Source organism: Desulfosporosinus paludis, assembly GCF_045689965.1.
Classification (GTDB): Bacteria; Bacillota; Desulfitobacteriia; order Desulfitobacteriales; family Desulfitobacteriaceae; genus Desulfosporosinus; species Desulfosporosinus paludis.
Genome location: NZ_CP144211.1, coordinates 4,773,499 through 4,792,198, shown reverse-complemented (window position 1 = coordinate 4,792,198; position 18,700 = coordinate 4,773,499). Strand labels below are relative to the sequence as shown.

The following is an 18,700-nucleotide window of genomic DNA, read 5'->3' as shown; positions in this document are numbered from 1 at the left end:
TTTTTACAAATCTCAATGAAAGATCATTATCTTTTCGTGGAAAGAGATAACATCCCTCCAAAGGTTTGTATCAGAAAGTTACACGAGCTTGGATCTTAGGCCTCGTATTGGTAAAAACCTCGACCTGTCTTACGTCCGAGCCATCCAGCCTTGACATATTTTCGGAGTAACGGGCACGGACGATATTTATCGCCTAGTCCTTCATGAAGTACTTCCATGATGGACAAGACGGTATCGAGACCAATCAAATCTGCTAATGCAAGAGGTCCCATTGGATGATTCATCCCTAATTTCATAACGTTATCAATCGCTTCAACGGTTGCGATTCCTTCATAGAGCGTATAAACAGCTTCATTAAGCATAGGAATCAAAACACGATTGGCGACAAAACCCGGAGCATCGTTAACCTCAACAGGAGTTTTACCCATTTTTAAACTCAAGTCTTCGATCAGGTTATAGACTTCATCACTCGTCGCTAACCCGCGAATAACCTCAACAAGTTTCATAACGGGAACAGGATTCATAAAATGCATCCCTATTACCCGATCTGGGCGCTTAGTGCATGCCGCAATCTCAGTAATTGGGAGTGACGAAGTATTCGTTGCCAGGATCGTATGTTCGGGGCAAATAACATCAAGTTGAGAAAACACCTGAACCTTAATTGCCATATTTTCTACAGCAGCTTCAATCACTAAATCCGCTCCAGCGGCATCTTGTAAAGAAGTTGATCTTGTAACAAGGCCTAAGATAGCTTCTTTTTCCTCCGCCTTTAGTTTGCCTTTTTCTACCGAACGATTTAGGTTCTTCTCAATAATTCCGAGGCCGCGATTTACGAATTCTTCTTTGATGTCGTTCAAGATTACTTTGTAACCCGCTTGAGCCGCAACCTGGGCGATCCCGCCACCCATTTGTCCTGCCCCGATAACCATGATTGTTTTCACTAGTGCTCCTCCTTTTTTCTATTCAAATTTATGATCCCGCAGAAATGGGTGATTCCCGAATCGACCGAATCTAAATGCAATTTTTGTGCCACTTATTATTCAATAGATTCTGAATCTTGAATCCCTGATATGACAAGCTTTTCCATTGATGTTCCATAGGCATGATTATAACATCAGCAATCGGACTGTATACTTTTGTTGACACTATCAAAATGAGTCTTAAGTCATTCCTGATCATGTCCTTACGCTGGTAGGTATGTCTACAAAAGTGGACATGTCTGTATTTGTTAACATATTGAGTTTAAATATTCTGACCATGGAGTTTATCTTGGAATAAACTTTAAATTAATTAGTGAAGGTTATGCTTTATTAGTTTTTTGTACAGACCCGCACGCGATAACCCTAAACTCTTTGCTGCTTGTACCTTATTCCCATTAGCAGCATCTAATGCATAAACTAGAGCTTCTTTTTCAACAGCATTCAAGATGTTATCCAGTGACCCACCTGAAAATGGACGAGTATCATGGCCTGCTAGGATCTGCAAATAGTTTGGTAAATGTTTTAGTTGGATTTCAGATCCATCAAGCATGTTAAATGCTCGCTCAATAATGTTCTCGAGTTCACGAACATTGCCAGGCCATCGATATTTCATGAACACGCTTTTAGTTTCCTCTGTTACGCCTGTCACAGATTGGGCGAATTGTAGATTGAACTTTTTAATAAAGGTCTCAATCAGGGCTTCTAAATCATCGATTCTCTCTCTTAATGGCGGGATCGTTAACGTAACCACATTTAAGCGATAATAAAGATCTTCCCGAAACTGTTTCTCACGAATCATCGTTTCCAGATCACGGTTAGTAGCAGCTACAAGCCTAACATTAATTTTCCGGGGCTTATTGCTTCCGAGACGCTCAATTTCACGTTCTTGAATAACACGCAACAATTTAACTTGCATAGCTATTTCCATATCTCCGATTTCATCTAGAAACAGGGTTCCGCCATCCGCCAGTTCGAACTTTCCAATCTTCCCCCCTTTACGAGCGCCTGTAAAAGCACCGTCTTCATAGCCGAACAATTCAGATTCGAGCAGATTTTCTGGTACTGCAGCGCAATTTACTTTAATAAAGGGACCGTGTCTATTCAAACTTTCTGAATGAAGTAATTGGGCAAATAATTCTTTTCCTGTTCCGCTTTCCCCTCTCAAGAGAACCGTTGACCCAGATTTCGCCACTCGCAAAGCAGTTTGTACCAAGGAAATCATGTGGGTATTCTTACCTTTTAAAAGCTCCAAGGCAGAAAAGTTTTTCTCTAAAACAGTTTTCTTATAATAATCAAGTTCTGAACGCAATGAATTAACTTTTTTAGTTAAAGCATACAGTTCATCAACATCTTTAAAAACAACCTTCCCCAAAGCTCCAACAATTTTTCCATCTTGAGTAATGGGAATTCTACTGGCAATGATTTCATGACCGTTTAAATCATGAATGTATCCATGAACGGGTTGTCCTGTTTCCAGTACATCTGTAAATTTTGGATTCTGATAAACTTCCATGATGTGTTTTCCAATCATGTCCTCGGGAAACCTGTTGAAAAAATTGGCAAAGGCTTGATTGGTCATGGTCACTATTCCTTTGTCATTAACGACAATAAGTCCATCATAAGCTGTATTTAGAACGACTTCAAGCGTACGCTGGAGTTGTTTCGTTTTCTCATGTTCAATGACAAGATTATCTATAAGGTTTTGGAGAATGGTAATATCCTGAAATACTGCAACAGCACCGACTAATTCACCTTGTACATAGATGGGCGTACGGTTGCTTAATAAAACGATATTGTTGATCGTCATCTGCTGTCCCAACTCAGCAATACCGTTTTCGAAAACTCTTAATAACCCCGTGCCGGGAAAATAGGTTGTGATCGACTGCCCGACAAGATCTCGATCCGTAATTTGCAAGATATTATAAACTGCACGGTTAGCATAGATTATTTGCCCTTCGGGATTAACCGCGATGACGGCATTATTGGTATTATCAAGTATTTCTTCTATCGAAATTGTAACGGATTGTCCCTCCAGCAACATCGCCAAACCTCCCGAAATTTCTGTATAGTCAGTGCTATTCGACAGAAAAATAGTGAATCCTTCTTCGTTAGATAAGATGACGTTCTAATGGATTCGACGAAACTAGAGCTGTTTTGACTCCCGTTTGACAGCTAAGCCCCTAAAAAGATTACAATTAAAATGCAATAACCGCTTCCCATGCGGGTTCCTAGCCTCGATGTCTCCCCAAAATTGGACTAAAAATCGAAAAGTAGTGCCGCACTTTTTCAAATAATGCCTTTATTAGCTGAAACCCTTGTGGTACAAGGGTACTTAAAGGAGTGTGCTGCGAAGCACACTCCTTTAAAATAATCACCCTAATTGTTCGCCTATTTCCTTACTTACTTACTCTTCTCGGAAGAGGCTTTTGAATATTTCGTTCCTTTTGTGTATCAAACTCAGTAAAGTGGGGGTCTTGTATGGTAACTGGAGATTTCGGTCGTGAAACTTTCTTTCGAGCACCCATATCCTTCCCTCCCATTGAATCAAAAATTAACTAATTATAGTTTTTCCAAGAAATTAAGTCTTTATCCTTGATATTAAACAGCGCTGCTCGGAATAATATTGAAATAAATTTCATTGGTGTGCCAAAATATGATAACTTGGTTCAAATAATTTATCCTATTGCGCTATAATGAAAAGTATCTTGAAATAGACCTTTAAAATGGAGGTGTAATGTGTCTAAAGAGCTGCAAATTCGAGAACTATTCACATACAAACCTTTTTCAACGCTACCCGCCAATTTTATCGATTTCTGCCTAGTCCATGGACGAACGCGCCACTATGCACCCAAACAGTATCTCTACTTTGCAGGGGATGAAGGAAACACTGTCTATTTCCTCTTATCGGGAAGAATCAGATTATATTTAATGGGAGAGTTCACGGAAAAAATCATTCGAGTCTTAAGTCCCCAAACTTCTTTCCCGAAGTAGTTTTAGATGGCAGGCCTTATCCCCATGCCGCCCTTTGTATCGAGGAAACAGAAGTTTTAGCACTAAATCGTGAAACCTTGATTCGTTTCATCGAAAGTAACCCTACAATGCTATGGTTCTTTTACAAAATTTTAGCTTTGGATTTACGTCGTTCTTACCGTCAAATCAGGAATCTCTCCATTGGTGATGCACGATTGCGCTTAGGAGCCAAGCTTTATGCCTTAGCCCATGTTCATGGGCAATCAACTTCTGAAGGAATATTAATTAAAATTCCTTTATCCGCCACAGAACTTGCCAGTATGTGCAGCTTAGCAAGAGAGTCTGTGAGTCGAATTTTGAGCGAACTTAAGGACACTCATTTGATCGAGGTTGAAAAGAAAAGTATCACTGTCTGCGATCCTAAAAAATTGCGTCTTTGGATTCACGAGCGTTCTGCTCGTTCTCGTTCTTCGCTAGACTAAAATCATGTGAATCTAAAAAATGTGTTAATCGCTCTTGGGGCTGTCCCTGGTCAATATAACGCTGCAGTGTCTCGCAAATCCACATAACCACCTCAGCATCGGTTACGACATGGCCGGCAGACTTAGCAAATTGTGGGTGACGACCAACGCGTCCGCCGTATCGTACAGTCCATCCTCGTTCTCCAGCTGACAGGGTACCCGTAGGACAGACGCGCAAACAATCCCCGCACGAAATACAACGCGCAATATTTATCACAATTCCCTGGGACTTTCGGGTTATGGCTTCCTCCAAACATGCCCTGATGCAGGCATCACACTCTAAGCATGGCGCATCAGTAATCAGGGGAACAACGTAACCGGATACACCGAAATCTTTGATATTAGGCAGAGAGCATCCATTAGGGCACCCGGCCAAGCTGACTTTAGGCAGATGATGATATTGTACAGGATTAAATTTTTTAATCAAAGTTTGTTGAAGATTCAGTTCCGTTAGTCTTTGTGTCAACATAACTAAAAGGTTTTGCCAGTCACAAGCGGATTTTGGACAGTTCGATCGGCAATGTTCAATCTGAAACCCATTCTGTTGCATAGATATTCCCCAGAATTTTTTGTCATTAACTTCAAGCTGCTCAACTAGGATTAGTTTAACAAAAACACCTGCATAACAGTGTGTTTTTGATCACAATGACAGCTAAAGAAAATCTAAGCAACAAAAACAACATAGATAACATTTAATCGGGTAGGAGGCTGATCATTAATTGATCAGCCGACCTGCCACAGCACCGTACGTACCGTTCGGTATACGGCGCTTCCAAAGTTTATACATTATTTCGCAGAATAACATTCACTAAAACTAAGGTATCCGATTCGTCTGAAACGCTCATTGGATAGAGCTTTTGTCAGAATAGGGCTATGGGCAACGCGCCAATAGCCTTTTCTTGTGTTTGCCCACATCCATGCTTGTTCCTTGGTAATGCCCGCTTTCTTCAGGTTCTCAAACCTTGTTCGGGTTTTCTTCCATCGCTTCCAAGTTGCCATTCGTATGCGACTTCTCGTCCATTCATCCAGGTCCTTGAGTAGGTTCTTTGCATCGGCAGGTTTGAAGTAATTCGTCCAGCCTCGTACTACTTGATTGAGTTTAGTTCTGCGCTCTTCGATTCCCATCCCATTGCTACGCCCAGTAACTCCTCGGATTTTATCCTTAAGCTTCTGGATGCTTTTTGGGTGGATTCTCAGGCGCCCTTCTCCCCTGTAAATGTAAAAGCTATATCCCAAAAACTTGACATAGTTTACATGAGCGACCTTCGTTTTCTCCCTATTTACCTTCAGAAATAGTTTCCCTTCGATATAAGGGAGAATGTGATCAAGTGTTCGTTTTGCCGCCTTTTTACTTTTGCAGAAGATCATCATATCGTCTGCATAACGTACAAAGTGGTGTTTCCGCTTTCCCAGTTCGTGGTCACATTCGTTAAGCATTATGTTGCCAAGTAATGGGCTCAGGGGGCCTCCTTGTGGTACACCTTCTGGACTTTCTTCAAACATTCCATTGGTCATAACTCCTGCTTTCAGGAATTTGTGAATCAGCGATACGACCCGGCCATCTCTTATCGTCTCCGACAAAATTTGGATAAGCTTACTTTGGTTTACCGTATCGAAATATTGGGCCAAATCCATATCAACTACATATTTGTAACCTACTGTTATATAGGTTTGGCATCTTCTTAATGCCCCATGGGCACTACGATTCGGTCGAAATCCAAAACTATTGTCTGAAAACTGTTTCTCAAAGATGGGACTTAGAACTTGAGTTATCGCTTGTTGAATTAACCTGTCTAAGACGGTGGGTATTCCTAGTTTTCTGGTCTTTCCGTTCTCTTTGGGTATTTCTACCCTCCGTACGGGTTTTGGACGGTATTTACCATCCCGGAGAGATTGCAATAGTTCATCCTTGTGTTCTTTCAAGAAGGGTAGAAGTTCATCTACCTGCATACCATCAATTCCACCTGCGCCCTTGTTTCTTTTAACCTGCCTATAGGCCTGGTTTAGATTTTCAGTGCTAAGGATTTGCTCAAGCAACCCATTCGTCTGCTCATTTGTGTTGGTGTTGTCGGTTTCAGTCATCTTAGGTAGCTCGCACACTTCTGCATACTCTTTCTGTTCCGCAGATACCCTTTGCAGATAGTCTTCAATTCGAAGTTGTCTGTGTTTTAAATTACCACTTTCAGTAACTTTCATTGACCCACACCTCCTTTGGTTCAGCCCTTCCGTCGGTGTCTAGATCACCTCTGTACTATGGCTTCTGCTGACTCCTCACGATAAATCTTGTTTCAACCGGGTTTCTTACTCTGTTTCCACCCGTCCGTGAGGCCTCCCACGGTAAGACGATTCACTTTCATTCCATGTACCCGCAACATTTACGCTGGCGTGTCTGTGTAGCTTTTGGGCTTTAACTTGTCGTGCAGTCTTACCCCACGTTTTGCGCCTGATGCTGTTCGTGTTCCTCGGGTCAGAATTTTGCCGCCGGCTTCCTTCAGATTCCACCTCACGATGGACACCCTTGCCTTAAGCTAATGGTTGGTCGCTACATACCCCCATATCGGACTTTCACCGTCTAGTTAATCGTCATGCGTGGCGCACACTAACGAAGAGGATGGATTTTCTCCATCCCCTTCTTATTTACGCGTTCAAATCGACTCTTTTACCAGAACAAATGTAAACGACTTCTTCGGAAATATTCGTACAATAGTCTCCAAGGCGTTCCAAAAACCTGCATGCGAACAGTAAATAATTCGCTTGATTAACCTGCTGTGGCTTCGTCATCATAATAACTTTCAGTTCATCAAAAACCCCAGAATAAATTTTATCGACATCATCATCCATGAGAGCCATAGCTGCAGCAGCTTCACAATCCTCTTGGACATACGCTTTTAATCCGAGTTCAAGCATTTCTTGTACCAACGCGCTCATTTTGGGAATGTCGACTAATGGCTTAATAAATGGCTCTTGGCCTATTCTGTGAGTTAACTTTGCTAGATCAACGGACAGATCGCCCATTCTTTCCAGATAAATAGAAATTTTTAAGCAAGCTACTACCTTGCGCAAATCACGCGCAAAGGGTTGCTGGGTAGCAATCAAGAGAATACAGTGTTCTTCAATGCTCGCTTGCAGATCGTTGACGATGGAATCCCCAGTTATAACACGATTCGCCAAATCTCGATCTTGATCAATTAAGGACTTCACTGCTAAACCAATCCGTTCATCGACCATCTTGCCTAAATCTAAGATATTTAAGCAGAGATCTTCCAGATCATGATCAAATTTCTGACGCGTCGGCATCTCTAGCCCCCCTCTCCTTTGTTTTACATTAACTCTACAGCCATAAATAATTTGCCAATATTATATCAGAAATTTATATATAGTAGAAGTAATCCAATCAATAGTGGCAATTTTGGCAGGACCCTGACACTGCTCTTTCTATAGTACTCGTTGAATGTAAAATTACTATGTTCTTCAGGTAAATTTTTGGTTAATTGTTTTAAAGCCCCTGCCCTAACGCTAATTTACGAAAACATAACTTTAACTCCTTATTCCTTTACCTTGCTGTAATATGTTCTTAACATTCATGCCTTAAACTACTCGTAAACAGAGGAGAGGAGTATGAAGGAATGTATGAAAGCATTATCGGTCAGACACTTGGTACGATAACAAAAATGTTTCTTGCACCTGTAGCCCCCTTGCAATATTTCTTAGACTCCCCTGGTCTAACTCATGGTCATTGTCTGGAACAGGCATATATTTCCTTAGAAAACGATGGTAAAGCTTCTGTTTCCCAGATGCTTAGGCCATATCATCCCTTACTCTCGAAAGGGTTGTTTTGGGCTGATCGGGGATGGAAAAACGTTAATCATTTTTACAGTCATGCAGATAGGCGGGGAAGAATCCATTGGCCAGGAGCAACCGCTGAATGTCAGTTCTATTTTAATAAAGCTCTGTACTACTTTCCCCATGACATACCCAAAAGCATGTTTTTTTTGGGTGCAGCGCTACACCTCGTTCAAGATATGTGTGTGCCTCACCACTCCCTAGGAATAATTTTCGATGGTCATAAAGAGTTTGAAACTTGGGCAACTCAGCATTGTGATAAGTTTAAAGCCACTAAAGGACAATATTTAACCTTTACTCATACTATTCAGTGGATTGAGCACAATGCCAGAATTTCTGAAACTCTATTTCCTTTGGTGGCTCTCAGTAAAGGAGCCTCAGAGTCGAGTTACCTCAAGGCGGCTGAAACTTTAATTCCACTGACTATTGCCACTACAGCTGGTTTTTTAGATTTTGCAGTTAATCAATTAGAAAGCTTAACTAGATAAAGAAAACTTGGCTGGCGCCCGAAGACACTGTCTTCGCACTTGTTAGCCTGGTGAAGGCGGCTGCCTTAGTTACCCTTATGCTTCAGAAAGTATACAACAAAGTTATACTTTCTGATTAGTATAAAATAGTTTAGTCCTGTAAAGACCGGTAATCCTCTAAAAGTAAAAAGGAACTGACTTTTCATAAATGTCCTCAGACATCATTATAAGGCAGTCCCTCATTCATAAACAGTGAAGATCATCAAGTTACATATTCCCTAATTCGGGGAATCATTTTTCAGTTGCAGCAATAATTTTGAACAATATTCTATCATTTCACGGCGACGTACAATTCCGATAAAAATTTGCTGGTCGTCTACAACTGGTACAAAATTTTGAACCACGGCTCTGGAAATCAAATCCTCTATCTGAGCATCGATCGTGACTGGTAAATTCTGAACATGTTGCTCCACATCTCTAAGATAAATATCTTGAGTGTTATAAAATGTCAAACCCGCGGTATTTTTAAGCTTCCAAAGCAAATCCCCTTCGGTTATAGTCCCTACATATTTTCCATCTTCATTAATAAGGGGTACTGCTGAGTAACTGTGATACTCCATCCTTTCTAAAGCTTGACGCATTGTCGAGTTTTCTTTTAGGAAGACAATATCCTTTTTAGGTATTAGGAAAAAAGCTACATTCATGTTATACGCTCCGTCTAAATTAATTTCAAATCTTATCCCAACTAAAATTCTACTCCGGCTATTTTTACTAAATCCTTTTCATATAGGTTCCATCAATATTATAGATAAATTCTTTCAAAAAAAAAAGTGCCTTAACGCCACTTCAAATCATAAATGCTTGCGTACTCTATTTAGCTCAAATTTCTAAAAATGTTTACTGAAACGATTTAAAAGGTTCAATAAATTCTCCGGTGTAAATTGTAATATATTAGGTCCTCCAGAAACCGGATCTGTTAAAGGCTTGGAACCTGTTGTTTGAGGGGGGACAACAGCTCGGACAAAAATAGTTGCCAAGATTTCTAAGATTAACATAGGTAAAGCTCCTCGAACGCCAGGGAAGGTAAAAACAGGAAAAAGAAGAAAGACAGTCGGACCATAAGGCACATCTGCAAAATCCCCCCAAACAGTTAAGGCAACCACAAGTGGAGCTTCCGGAGTTTCAAGTGTCCCAGAAGTAACGCCAGGTTGATCGGTTGTAGGCTGGACATAGTTACTCGATACTGAAGTCAGAAAATCTTGCAAATCACTGACCGACATTCGTACCGTTTGGTCCGGTGAAATGACAGTGCCTGGACTAAGCGTTGGCGATTGAACATCAAGTATCCGGCTAATGAAGAAAAGAAAAAGTTGAGCGACACTAAGAATCCCTAAGGATGCAAACACTTTCCCCGTAAACAATGGCTGTAAGAAAAAAAGCGAAGAGCTTCCCGGCACTGAACTAACGGGAGTAAAGATTGAAATACCAAAATTCAAAGGTTCTTTGGGACAATCGCCTTGAGAAGTAACCGGTCCACAAGAGCTCGACAGAGGCAATGCTTCCCCACAAGGCAAGGGAGTTGTCGTATTGCTCATTTTTTAACCCCCCCTCTTATTTAAGATATGGGGCTTTTTAGAAAATGTACCTTATTTCAAGCCGAGATGCGGCATTGTTGGCAGTTATTCGATGGCTAGCTTCATACAATGATCCAACCCAAAACCTGCAATCTTTTGCAGGTTTTGGGTTGGATTTATATTACGTTGATTAATACTCTTAAGACTTTAAACAATATATTAGCCAATAATAGTTTCGCCCTAAGTGTAGTATAGATTTTTGTTATGGATCAAGCATCAATTAACGACCACCTTTCTTCCTATTTTTTGAGAATAAACTCTTCAAACCAAGCAACAGGTTTTTCTTGGGCTCGAAAACTACAAATAGTTCTCCAGAATTAAAGAATTCATGATTCCGGATTATTATTCAACCAAACAAGACTATCTAATTTTAGTTCATATTCTGAAATTTTAAAATTTTCTCCCAATTTTAGACATAAATATTGCATTTAAGTGCAAAACCGCCATATATTATCTTAATATCGAGGATGTTGACATAATACGACCCCAATGTTAGTCTTTGTCTATAACTAAATAGCTGGTGTATTATTAATAATCTATTAAAACAAATCTACTGCACCGGCCCAATTCTTTAAGTAATAAGTGTAAAAGTTCACAATTGGTGAATTACACTTATTAGGCATTTCAGACTACTTAGAAGGAGAGGTTAACGCCTAGTGATATGAAGTAACACACATGATTCGATGTCAACTGTTGAAAAAATCTTGAAGTGGCTTGTGGCTTATTGCCTCGGCGGATGCCGAGAGTCTATTTAAATGGAGGGATTTATATGCGTCTAGCTTGGCTTATCGCTTTCCTGGTAATTGCTATTGCTTCTGTTCTGGCCTTTAGTTATGCCTTGAAGAAAAAGATCCGTATCTTAACCTTAGGGGCCAAAGAGGAACGCTTTGACAACCCCGGTCAACGTTTTATGAATTTTGTTAAGTTGGTCTTGGGCCAGAGTAAACTGATCAACGAACCCTATGGCATCATCCACTTCATCATTTTTTGGGGTTTTATCTTTATCTGTTTAGGCGAGCTGCCTTTGATCTTTGAAGGGCTCTTCCCTGCTTATTCTTTTCCCTTCCTCGGAACCAATCCCTATTTCTATATGATTAAAGATATTCTTACAGCCTTAGTTGTCATTGGTCTATTCATCGGAATTATTCGTCGTTGGGTCATTAAACCTGCTCGTTTATATCGTACCCCGGAAGCCGCTATTATTGTTCTTTTAATCCTGGGTGTTATCGTCACAGAGTGGATTTCCAGTGGTGCTAAGGTTGCCCTAGGGAACGACAGTGTTTATGCTCTTGCTATTATGTATCATAGTGTAGCCTATCTCTTCCAAGGACTTAGCTCGGATACTTTGGTCACGATCCAAGATACGTTTTGGTGGATTCATATGCTCATTGTCTTTGGGTTCCTGGTCTACATTCCTAACTCCAAGCATATGCACCTGGTGGCTGTCCATCCGAATGTTTACTTCTCTTCGCTGAAACCTATTGGTGCTCAAATCGAAAAGATTGACTTAGAAAACGAAGAGCTCACCGAGTTAGGGGTTGCCCGCATCGAAAGCTTTACTTGGAAACAGCTCTTAGATAGTTTTGCTTGTGGTGAATGTGGTCGGTGTATGGACAACTGTCCCGCCAACATTTCCGGTAAACCTCTGAATCCGAAGCGTTTGCTCAGCCGTCAATTGAAAGAGCATCTTCTGGAGAAAGGGGCCGTTTTAAATGCCAAAGGTCTCTCTTCCACCGGCGAAGAACATGCAGAGGCCTTAGCGGAAATCGCTGAGAATGATCCGCAAGCGGCTGAGATTTTACAAAAGTCCCTGATCGGGGATATTGTTTCCGAAGAGGAAATTTGGGCTTGCACTACGTGCATGTCCTGTCAAGTACAATGTCCTGTGGCCAATGAACACGTCAATAAGATTATTAATATGCGCCAATCCCTGGTCATGATGGATAGTAACTTCCCACAAGAGTTACAGACTTCCTTCCGTAATGTGGAAAACAACGCCAATCCTTGGGGAGTTGGTTATACAGAGCGGGCTAATTGGGCTGCTGACTTGGATATCCCCTTAATCAGCGAGCGGGAGAATGTTGAGTATCTCTTCTGGGTTGGCTGTGCCGGTTCTTTCGATAGCCGGGCTCAGAAAGTCTCGGTGGCTGTTGCTAAGATTCTGAAGGCAGCGGGCGTTAATTTCGCCATCTTAGGCACGGAAGAGAAATGCTGCGGCGACTTTGTGCGTCGATCCGGCAATGAGTATCTCTTCCAAACCGCGGCTGCCGAAAATGTAGAAATCTTGAACAACTATCACGTGAAGAAAATTATCACGGCTTGCCCTCACTGCTTAAATACCCTGAAGAATGAGTACCCTGATTTCGGCGGCAGCTATGAGGTTGTTCATCATACCCAATTCATTGAGCAATTGATTAAGGACGGCAAATTAGTGCTCAATTCTAAGGGTGATATCGAGCCTCAAAAAATAGTCTACCATGATTCCTGTTATTTAGGCCGCTACCAACAAGAATTCGAAGCGCCTCGCTCCCTTTTCAAGATGGTTCCGGGTGTGGAGATCGTGGAAATGGACCGCAACCATAATAAGAGCTTCTGCTGTGGAGCAGGCGGCGGCCGCATGTGGTTAGAGGAAGAAAGCCATCAAAGGGTTAATAACCTGAGAGTTGAGCAAGCGTTGGAGAAGAATGCTGAAGTGATTGGTGCGAATTGCCCCTTCTGTATTACCATGTTGGAAGATGGCGTCAAAGATAAGGTCGACAGTGATAAGCAATCGGTTCGAGTCGTCGATCCTGCTGAGCTCATCGCTAAAATGATTGGTTAAATTTTCAGCTAAGGTGCAAAAACAGGTTTAAGATTAGTATGTTCTAGCGGATTATCCTAAGAAACACTTCGAGTAGATCTCTAAATTAGGAGGTTATACCATGAAAACGTGTGATGAGTTAAGTAATAGATTTACTTCAACAGGACAGGATAGCAGCATAAGGGAACTACAGAAACATGAACTTGAAGAGTATCAAGCAATATTCAAGGACCTAATTACAAGGCACATGGATATCCATGGAGAAATCCCCGAAGGAATGGATGTACAAGTCATCAACAGAATTGTTACTCATAATGGTGAGAATATAACTCCTATGGGGTTAGTTAATGTAAGTTTAGAGCACTTGGCAAAGATTCTTACTTTCGCCAGAGCTCAAGGGATTCAGTGGCAGGTTGAAAACCAGGAATGTACTGATACCCGCTTTAAGAAACTGTCTCAGTTTAACATCAAAGTCGATTGTCACAAAGATCACTTTGTGACAATGGCCAAAGAGGTTGGATTTAGATATTAATCAACTAAAGGCATCCCATTGGGGATGCCTTTAGTCATTTTTGATAGATAAATTTATATTAAAACTTCTTCATTGTTATTTGGCAAGGCCGCCTGACTTCAAACAGGCGGCCTAAATGTTGTTAACTCAACTAATATTGCCGGGGATGACTGGTTAGTTTCCCAGCAAAAGTCCGAAGGTACCTTAATTATAATTATTCAATCCATGTAACTCTACTTCGCCTGTTGATTGTATTGTAGATAAACCACATGGGTCTGGAGATATTCTTCTAAACCATGCTTCCCATCGGCACCACCAATACCTGACTTACGCCACCCAGCATGAAACCCTTGCATTGCCTCGAAGTTCTCTCTATTAATATAAGTTTCACCAAATTTAATTTCATTGCTTGCTCGCATTGCAACATCTATATTCTGCGTATAAATAGATGAAGTGAGCCCGAACTCGCAATCGTTAGCCATCTCAATGGCCTCGTCTAAATCTTTGAACGTTGTAATTGGAAGAACAGGTCCAAAAATCTCATTTCTCATAATATCCGTGTCGTGGTTACAGTTCGTGAGCACAGTAGGCTCATAAAAATAACCTTTTGGACGTTCGGAAAGCTTGCCGCCCAAAATGAGTCTGGCACCATCTTTGATAGCCTGTTTCACAGCTGCATCGACGTTATCAAGTTGTTGTTTGCTTACTAGAGGCCCCATATCGAGATCTGATTCCGTCAAAGGATTTCCATACTTAGTGTTCTGCATTTCACGAGTTACTTTTTCAATAAACCTCTCTGCAACGGACTCATGGACATAAACTCTTTCTGCACAGTTACACACCTGACCCGTGTTGATAACCCGCGAATCGCGAATGGCTTTGGCAGCTAAATCCAAATCGGCATCCGCCATTACGATTGCCGGCGCTTTCCCTCCCAGTTCTAAGGATACTTTGGTCACATTATTGGCGGCAGCCCTCATTACTTTAATACCACCCTCAACACTTCCGGTAAGGCTTACCAGACCAACCTTCGGGTGACTTGCAAGGGCCTCGCCCACTACTCCACCTGACCCAGATACCAAGTTGAAAACACCTTTCGGCAATAACGCTTTTTCAACGATCTTGGCAAATTCAAAAGCATTATTAGGCGTCTCAGAACTTGGCTTAATCACGATCGTATTTCCTGTAACTAAGGCCGGAGCCATCTTTCTGGCAATCAAGAAGAAAGGAAAGTTCCAGGGCAGTATTCCCGCAACAACGCCAATGGGCATTTTGTAAAGGAAAATATTTTCATTTGGACGATCACTTTGAATGATTTCTCCTTCATACCGGCGGGCAAATTCAGCCATATAGTCCATATAATCTGCGGAAAAATTAACTTCTACCCGTGCTAACTGGATGACTTTTCCCTGTTCTTCAGCAATAGTTCTCGCCAAATTATCAACATTTTCCCGTAGGCCATCGGCAATCTTGTGCAAGTACCCTGCACGTTCTATTGCAGGCATTTTGGCCCAGGATCTTTGAGCTTTTTCTGCAGCAGCTACTGCATCACCTACATCTTCCACCGTTCCTGCTGGAACTTCGGAAATAACTTCTTCAGTTGCTGGATTTATGACAGATATCATCTTCCCGGAAAGCTTTGACACAAACTCACCATCTATGAACATTTGATATTGTTTCATCCTTAATCCTCCAATCTTCATTTTGCATATTATGACAACAGTTTTTCTGAGCCTTAGCTCGTTTTTTTCTTAGTCAATGGAAGGTTCCACACCCCACATTTTCGAGATAGGAACCCCCATAATCATGAAGACATACTGTTCTTAGATGAAACAATGAATTAGAAATTAAATTGATCAACGTTATCTTTCGTAAAGTCCAAAGGAGCACCCATAATAACTTCTTTATTGCCCGCTACATATTGGATTTTTCCTACATTTGGAACATCCATATCATTCGCTACAGTCTGCCCATCGAGCAGTTGCTTGGCCATATAAATGGTTAGCTCGCCAAGCTTTCCTACATCCCACAGGGTGGCACTTTGCGCCGCGCCACTTTTCAAATATTGCTTCATACCGTTAGGAGTTGCAAGACCGACCAGTTTAACTTTACCATCGAGTCCCATCTGTTCAATAGCCTGGGCAGCACCCGGTTCGGCAACCGTTGATAAAGCCGCAATTGCTTTTAAATTCGGGTATGCTTTAACAAGGTTTTGCGTCTGAGCGAAAGCCTTTTGTTGATCTTCTTCACTGGGAGCAATCGTATCCAGCTTGATATCAGGATACTTAGCAGCCAGTTGATCCTTCATCCAATTAATCCAAACATTTTGATTCGAGGCTGTCAAAGATGCCGTTAGAATCGCGAACTCACCTTTCCCACCGATTTCCTTGGCAACATTGTCCATGATGTGTCGCCCCAGTATTTCGGGAGTGGTTTGGTTTACAAAAAGATCACGCGCATCGGGGTTGGAATCAGCATCATAGGTTATGACCTTAATTCCAGCACTCATAGCTTTCTTCAAAACAGGTGCTACGGCGTCTGGGTCATTCGCTGAAACAATGAGAACATCTACTTTTTTATTAATTAAATCTTGGATTACGTTGACTTGCTGAGCTGCGTCTGCTGTGGTTGGCCCGGTATAAGTAAATTTCATACCTAATTGAGCAGCCGCTTTCTTAGCCGCATCTGCAGCAGTATCAAAATAAGGGCTGCCAATTACCTTAGGAACCATAGCTACCGTTTTCTCGCCCGACTTAGCTGTTTGCTGCTGACCGGTAGTATTATTAGCAACACTATTACCACACCCACTCAGCAAAGTTGCCATTGCCAATAAAGTGGCCACAAATAGGGCTATCGTCTTTCTTGACATTTATTATCACTCCTCTTAATTATTTATAAAAGTCTGGATTATCTTTCCGGTTTCTTTACTCAACATCTACCTCCTTTGCGCTAAAGGAATTTCTTCGAAGTTTTTCAGTCCTCCTTATTTTCCACCACCTTTACTTGAAGTAGAGTTGGGTAAAGATTGCAAACTTATTTCTGATGATGGCATGATTGCTGATCAATAGGATTACTATTAGGGCCAAACCCATCATCAAATTTTGGGCAAACGGGCTCACACCTAATAAATTCAACCCGTTCGATAGAACCGCGAAAAGGCATACCCCAATCACCGTACCTCCAATTGTACCTGATCCACCGGCAATACTTGTTCCACCTAAAACAGCAGCCGCGATGCACTGCATTACGTAAACAGAACCCAGATCGGCCCTGGCAGTAGAAACCCGCGACGAGATAATAAGACCCGAAACAGCGGCCATCAACCCGCCAAACACATATACATACATCAGTACCCGCTCAACTTTAACTCCTGAGTAAACAGAGGCAACCCTGTTATTACCAATGGAATATACTCTTTGCCCCCACGGGGTATGGGACATTAGAACCGATGTAACAATGGCCAGAACGGCAAAGATCACTGTTTGGACCGGTATGTTGCCAAAGAGATATCCCTGTCCCCAAAAATAGTATCCATCAGGAAATTTGGAAATGGCATTTCCTTTACTGATTACAAGTGCAATTCCGTTAAAGAATGTCATAGTGCCAAGGGTCACCAAAATAGGCGGGACGCCTATGCGGGCAATCAGAATGCCATTAAACAAACCGCATAACACACCGGTAACAATGCCGGCAAGTATAGCCAGCCCTAAATTGCCGGAGGCGCCATAGGATACCGCTATCACGACAGTCGTGAGTCCCGCGATCGATCCGACCGAAAGATCAATTCCGGCTGTAATTATGATGACCGTAACACCCAAGGCCATGATTCCGAGTTCCGACATTTGTTGCGTTACCGCCATCAGATTATTAATCGATAAGAAATAAGGCGACAATATTGACATGACTGACATTAACACCAGGAAAAGCACAAGCAAAATTACTTCGTGAGTAAGTTTAATCTTTTTCATAGGCTGCTTCCCGCCTTTACATCATCGGCAACATCAATAATTTGCCTGCTCATCTCATTCTTTCGATTGTTGATCACGTCAAACGTCACAGCAATGATGATGATCAGTCCCATTACTACGTTTTGCCAATAAGGTTCAATATGCATCATAATTATTCCATTTTGGAGCGTTCCAAGAATCAATACGCCAATCAATGTGCCCAATAAACTGCCACTCCCACCGAGAACATTAGCGCCACCGATAACTACCGCCGCAATGACTGTCATTTCGAAACCTGTGCCACCATTCGGATCAATCGTCCCCAGCTGTGCTCCGTAGAGTACACTGGAGATCCCAGTTAATGCACCCATATAGGCAAACACGAACAGCGTCACCAAGCCAGTATTGATACCCACGCGAGTGGCCGCGATAGAATTACCTCCTAAGGCATATACACTCCTTCCCAGCGTGGTGTATTTAACCAAGAAGTGGGTTAGAGCCAAGACCGCAACAAAAATCACAATTGGCATAGGTATCATTAAGATCTTTGTGTTATACAAATTTGTATACCAAGCAGGCATTGAAGTCACCCACCTGCCATTGGTGTAAAGCAACAAACTCCCCCGAAAAACATTTAACGTACCCAGTGTCACCACTATTGCCGGAATCTCAGCAACCGTAATCAAGATTCCATTGACCAGACCCAGCAAAATTCCACAAACAATACCAATTAATAGAACCGTAAAAATATTAGAAGACGGCTGTAAGGCCATAAGCCCAACAAAGATGGCCGCAAAGCCCAATTGAGACCCGACCGAAACATCGATGCCCGCAGTTACTACAACCAATGTCATACCCATGGCCATAATTGCCAGAATGATGTTATTCATGACAATACTTAATAAATTGGATGGAGCCAGGAATGAGGGTGCTACTAACGAAATACCCCCACCGATAGCCAATAATATCAGAAACATGACAAACTCACGATTTTTCAGCAAATTTTTCATTTCGTGAGCTCCTTTCC

Annotated in this window: 15 protein-coding genes and 1 pseudogene; 4 read left to right on the top strand and 12 right to left on the bottom strand. The window is 41.8% G+C overall.

The window, feature by feature from the left end; genetic code table 11:
- Positions 1-95 precede the first annotated feature (95 nt).
- Both VZF35_RS23810 and VZF35_RS23805 read right to left on the bottom strand, forming a co-directional pair.
- The gene (locus VZF35_RS23810) at positions 96-941 is read right to left on the bottom strand and encodes a 3-hydroxybutyryl-CoA dehydrogenase (RefSeq protein WP_407308886.1); all 846 of its coding nucleotides are present in this window, start codon (positions 939-941) and stop codon (positions 96-98) included.
- A gap of 349 nt (positions 942-1,290) precedes the next feature.
- Complete coding sequence (locus tag VZF35_RS23805; protein WP_407308885.1) at positions 1,291-3,021, bottom strand: sigma 54-interacting transcriptional regulator; 1,731 nt, start codon at positions 3,019-3,021, stop codon at positions 1,291-1,293.
- 707 nt (positions 3,022-3,728) lie between these two features.
- On the opposite strand from VZF35_RS23805, the pseudogene VZF35_RS23800 reads away from it, so the two are divergent.
- Positions 3,729-4,432, top strand: a pseudogene (locus VZF35_RS23800) (Crp/Fnr family transcriptional regulator).
- Here the strand turns inward: VZF35_RS23800 and VZF35_RS23795 are convergent.
- The 4 genes from VZF35_RS23795 to phoU all read right to left on the bottom strand — a co-directional run bounded on the left by VZF35_RS23795 (position 4,371) and on the right by phoU (position 7,768).
- A complete protein-coding gene (locus VZF35_RS23795; RefSeq protein ID WP_407308884.1) occupies positions 4,371-5,021 on the bottom strand; it encodes a 4Fe-4S dicluster domain-containing protein in 651 nt (216 codons plus the stop codon). The pseudogene VZF35_RS23800 and the gene VZF35_RS23795 sit on opposite strands and share 62 nt — an antisense overlap.
- 236 nt (positions 5,022-5,257) lie before the next feature.
- Positions 5,258-6,667, bottom strand: a complete 1,410-nt coding sequence (gene ltrA, locus VZF35_RS23790; protein WP_407305724.1) for a group II intron reverse transcriptase/maturase — start codon at positions 6,665-6,667, stop codon at positions 5,258-5,260.
- Between the two features lie 179 nt (positions 6,668-6,846).
- Positions 6,847-6,978 carry a hypothetical protein gene (locus VZF35_RS23785; RefSeq protein ID WP_407305726.1) on the bottom strand — a complete coding sequence of 44 codons (132 nt, stop codon included), beginning with the start codon at positions 6,976-6,978 and terminating at the stop codon, positions 6,847-6,849.
- A gap of 130 nt (positions 6,979-7,108) precedes the next feature.
- Complete coding sequence (gene phoU, locus VZF35_RS23780; protein WP_407308883.1) at positions 7,109-7,768, bottom strand: phosphate signaling complex protein PhoU; 660 nt, start codon at positions 7,766-7,768, stop codon at positions 7,109-7,111.
- Between the two features lie 329 nt (positions 7,769-8,097).
- Between phoU and VZF35_RS23775 the strand changes: the two genes are divergently transcribed.
- The gene (locus VZF35_RS23775) at positions 8,098-8,802 is read left to right on the top strand and encodes a zinc dependent phospholipase C family protein (protein ID WP_407308882.1); all 705 of its coding nucleotides are present in this window, start codon (positions 8,098-8,100) and stop codon (positions 8,800-8,802) included.
- Between the two features lie 257 nt (positions 8,803-9,059).
- Here VZF35_RS23775 and VZF35_RS23770 read toward each other — a convergent pair whose 3' ends face one another.
- Both VZF35_RS23770 and VZF35_RS23765 read right to left on the bottom strand, forming a co-directional pair.
- Entirely contained in the window at positions 9,060-9,485 is a 426-nt protein-coding gene (locus VZF35_RS23770) for a CBS domain-containing protein (protein ID WP_407308881.1), read from the bottom strand.
- 183 nt (positions 9,486-9,668) lie between these two features.
- Positions 9,669-10,376, bottom strand: a complete 708-nt coding sequence (locus VZF35_RS23765) for a hypothetical protein (RefSeq protein WP_407308880.1) — start codon at positions 10,374-10,376, stop codon at positions 9,669-9,671.
- Positions 10,377-11,184: 808 nt separating this feature from the next.
- On the opposite strand from VZF35_RS23765, the gene VZF35_RS23760 reads away from it, so the two are divergent.
- Both VZF35_RS23760 and VZF35_RS23755 read left to right on the top strand, forming a co-directional pair.
- Positions 11,185-13,236 carry a heterodisulfide reductase-related iron-sulfur binding cluster gene (locus VZF35_RS23760; protein WP_407308001.1) on the top strand — a complete coding sequence of 684 codons (2,052 nt, stop codon included), beginning with the start codon at positions 11,185-11,187 and terminating at the stop codon, positions 13,234-13,236.
- Between the two features lie 100 nt (positions 13,237-13,336).
- Complete coding sequence (locus tag VZF35_RS23755; protein ID WP_407308879.1) at positions 13,337-13,747, top strand: hypothetical protein; 411 nt, start codon at positions 13,337-13,339, stop codon at positions 13,745-13,747.
- A 212-nt stretch (positions 13,748-13,959) separates the two neighbouring features.
- Here the strand turns inward: VZF35_RS23755 and aldA are convergent, their stop codons facing one another.
- The 4 genes from aldA to VZF35_RS23735 form a co-directional block, all read right to left on the bottom strand.
- Positions 13,960-15,408: an aldehyde dehydrogenase gene (gene aldA / locus VZF35_RS23750; RefSeq protein WP_407308878.1), complete on the bottom strand. Its 1,449-nt coding sequence runs from the start codon at positions 15,406-15,408 to the stop codon at positions 13,960-13,962.
- A gap of 158 nt (positions 15,409-15,566) precedes the next feature.
- Complete coding sequence (locus tag VZF35_RS23745) at positions 15,567-16,595, bottom strand: autoinducer 2 ABC transporter substrate-binding protein (protein WP_407308877.1); 1,029 nt, start codon at positions 16,593-16,595, stop codon at positions 15,567-15,569.
- 130 nt (positions 16,596-16,725) lie between these two features.
- On the bottom strand, positions 16,726-17,694 hold the full coding sequence (locus VZF35_RS23740) for an ABC transporter permease (RefSeq protein ID WP_407308876.1): 969 nt from the start codon (positions 17,692-17,694) through the stop codon (positions 16,726-16,728).
- The gene (locus tag VZF35_RS23735; RefSeq protein ID WP_407308875.1) at positions 17,691-18,683 is read right to left on the bottom strand and encodes an ABC transporter permease; all 993 of its coding nucleotides are present in this window, start codon (positions 18,681-18,683) and stop codon (positions 17,691-17,693) included. The genes VZF35_RS23740 and VZF35_RS23735 overlap by 4 nt, the downstream gene beginning before the upstream one ends.
- Between the last annotated feature and the right edge of the window lie 17 nt (positions 18,684-18,700).